The 2,918-nt window shown below is 75.7% G+C and carries 4 protein-coding genes; all 4 read right to left on the reverse strand.

The window, feature by feature from the left end:
• On the reverse strand, window positions 1-841 hold an 841-nt coding region (locus tag IEY93_RS38205; RefSeq protein WP_268241558.1), incomplete at its 3' end, for a PEP-utilizing enzyme.
• Window positions 834-1,118: an HPr family phosphocarrier protein gene (locus IEY93_RS16265; RefSeq protein WP_189163892.1), complete on the reverse strand. Its 285-nt coding sequence runs from the start codon at window positions 1,116-1,118 to the stop codon at window positions 834-836. The genes IEY93_RS16265 and IEY93_RS38205, both read right to left, overlap by 8 nt.
• A gap of 232 nt (window positions 1,119-1,350) precedes the next feature.
• Window positions 1,351-2,391: a zinc-dependent dehydrogenase gene (locus tag IEY93_RS16270; RefSeq protein WP_189163893.1), complete on the reverse strand. Its 1,041-nt coding sequence runs from the start codon at window positions 2,389-2,391 to the stop codon at window positions 1,351-1,353.
• A complete protein-coding gene (locus tag IEY93_RS16275; protein ID WP_189163894.1) occupies window positions 2,388-2,858 on the reverse strand; it encodes a PTS mannitol transporter subunit IIA in 471 nt (156 codons plus the stop codon). The genes IEY93_RS16270 and IEY93_RS16275 overlap by 4 nt, the downstream gene beginning before the upstream one ends.
• Between the last annotated feature and the right edge of the window lie 60 nt (window positions 2,859-2,918).

The following is a 2,918-nucleotide window of genomic DNA, read 5'->3' on the forward strand; positions in this document are numbered from 1 at the left end:
CGGGCCCGGAGCCGCCGGCTCCGGGCGCATGCCGGGCCGCCGCCCGCCGCCGGACCTCCTCGGCGGCCTCCTCGGTCACGCCGACCTCGACCTCGCCGCTCTCCCCGTCCACGACCACCAGGGCGCCGTCGGCGATGTCCCCGGCGCCGCGGCAGGCCACGACCGCGGGCAGGCCGAGCGCGCGGGCGAGGATCGCGGTGTGGCTGGTCGGGCCCCCCTTCTCGGTGACCAGGGCGAGCACGGTGGCCGGGTCCAGCCCGGCGGTGTCGGCGGGGGCCAGGTCGCCGGCCACCAGGACGAACGGGTGGCCGGGCTCGGGCACGCCGGGCACGGGCAGGCCGAGCACGGCGGCGACGGCGCGGTTGCGGACGTCGTCCAGGTCGCCGGCCCGGTCGGCGATGTACCCTCCCGCGGCCAGCAGCGCGTCGCGGTGGTGGCCGCACGCCGCGTCCAGGGCGTGCGCGGCGGGCAGGCCGGAGCGGACGGCCTCCTTGGCCGACTCCAGCAGCGCGGGGTCGCCGGCCATGAGGCTCTGCGCCTCCAGGATGGCGCGGGCATCGGGGCGGGCGGTCTCGGCGGCGCGCCGTTCGAGGTGCCCGGCGACCTCGCTCAGGGCGCGCGCCACCAGCGCGGTCTCCCGCGCGGGGTCGCCGGGCGGGCCGGGCGGCGGCAGCACCGGCGGGCCCGCCATCCGATGGGCGGGGCCGGCCGCCCGTCCCGGGCTGACGCCGAGGCCACGAACGGTCTCCGGTAGCGCGCCGCTCCCGGATGCCCGGCCGGCATCGGGTGCTTCCGGCTCACGTGTCCGCTCGCCCCCGGTGGCCGGGCCGGTCTCAGGCATCGGCCGGCTCCTCGGCGTCCAGGTCGCGCGCCAGCAGCTCGGCCAGGGCGGTGAGGGCCTCCTCCGCGCCCGGGCCGTCGGCCTGCAGGGTCACCTGCGTGCCCTGCACCGCGCCGAGGGCGAGGACGCCGAGCATGCTGGTCGCCGGCACCGGCGGCCGCTCGCCGGCCGAGATTCGCACCGGTACGCCCTGCCGGGCGGCGGCCTGGACGAAGATCTTCGCGGGCCGGGCGTGCAACCCGCTGCGGGAGCCGATCGTGACGGTCTTCTCTGGCATTTCGCTACCTCGGGTGGGCGGGGACGGAGCTAACCGAACGGGACACATGGCCGGGTGGACGGAATGGACCTGGGTAAGCGGGGCGGAGTGGACGGACCTGGCCGAGCCGGAGAGGCGGTTGACCGGCTGTCGTGAGCCGGACGGGCGGACTGGACGTGGCGGAGACCTCGGGCGGGCGGGGTCGTGGCCGGGGCGGTGATCTGGGAACCCGCGGACGGGCGTCCGGGGCCGGTCAGGGTTCGACGGTCACCTTGATCGCGGCGCCCTGGGCGACGATCTCCAGCCCGTCCAGCACCCCCGCCAGCGGGATACGGTGGGTGATCAGGTCGGCCACCGGGACGGCGCCGGTGGCGATCAGATCGAGTGCCCGCGCGTTGTGCCGGGGGCTCGATCCGTTCGCGCCGACGATGGTCAGCTCGCGGTAGTGCACCAGGTTGGCGTCCATGGCGATCACCGGGTCGTCCTTGGGCAGGCCGCCGAAGAAGCTGATCCTCCCCTGGCGGGCGGCCATCTGCACCGCCTGCTGCTGCGCGGCGCCGGAGGCCGCCGCCGTGATCACGACGTCCGCGCCTCTGCCGCCGGTCAGTTTGAGCACCTCGTCCACGATGTCCACCTGCTGTCCGCTGATCGCGGCATCCGGCCGTACCCGTTCGGCGGACATGGCGAGCCTGCCGGGGTTGAGGTCGGCGAGGAAGACCCGCCGCGCCCCGCGGGAGCGGGCCAGCCGCACGTGCAGGCAGCCGATGGGGCCGGCGCCGATGACGACCACGTCGTCGCCGCCTGCGACGCGGGCGAGTTCCTGGCCGTTGAGCACGCAGGCGAGCGGCTCGGCGACCGACGCCTCGGCGAACCCGACCCCGTCCGGGATGCGGTTGAGCCCGTCGACGGCCAGGACCTTGGCGGGCACGACCGTGTACTCGGCGAAGCCGCCGTCGTAGTGGTAGCCCATGGACTCCTGGTTCGGGCACACGGTGAGCCGGCCGCGCAGGCACTCCTCGCAGCGGCCGCATGGGATCGCCGCGATCACCTGCACCCGGTCGCCGGCCGTCCAGCCGGTCACCCCGGCGCCGGTCTCGGCGACCTCTCCGGCGATCTCGTGCCCCATCACGCGGGGCGGCCGGATGTGGTGGTGCCCGTGCTTGTAGATCTTGACGTCGGTGCCGCAGGTGGAGCAGTTGCGGACGCGGATCTTCACCTCGCCGGGTCCCGGCGACGGTTCGGGCGCGTCCTCCACGCGGATGTCGCCGGGGGCGTGGAACCGGGCGACCTTCATGCGGAGGTCTCCTCTCTGGTGGACGGGCCGGCGGAGCCCAGCAGGCGCAGGACCTCGCCGGGGCCGGACGCCTCGCGCAGGGCCTTCGCCCGCTCGGGGTCCATGAGGATCTGGGCGAGCTCCGACAGCAGCCGTACGTGCCCGTCGCCGCGGGCGGCGATGCCGACGCACAGGGTGACCGGCTCGCCGTCCCAGTCGACGCCGGCGGGGAAGCGCAGCACGCTCAGGGCGTCGTGGTGGACGGCGTGCTTGGCCGCCGAGGTGCCGTGCGGGATGGCCACCCCCTCCCCCACGTAGGTGGACAGCACCTGCTCGCGCTCGATCATCGTGGCGATGTAGGGCTCCTCGATCGCGCCGACGTCGAGCAGGGCCTGGCCGCACTGCCTGATCGCGTCGTCGCGCGAGGCGGCCATGGCGTCCAGGCGGATGGCGCGCGGGTCCAGCGGGAGGGGCGCGAGGTCAGGCATCGATGCTGCCGCCGCTCTTCATGGTGGCGATCAGCGTGTTCACCGCGGGGTCGCCGATGA

The organism is Sphaerisporangium melleum, from assembly GCF_014646695.1.
Taxonomy (GTDB): domain Bacteria; phylum Actinomycetota; class Actinomycetes; order Streptosporangiales; family Streptosporangiaceae; genus Sphaerisporangium; species Sphaerisporangium melleum.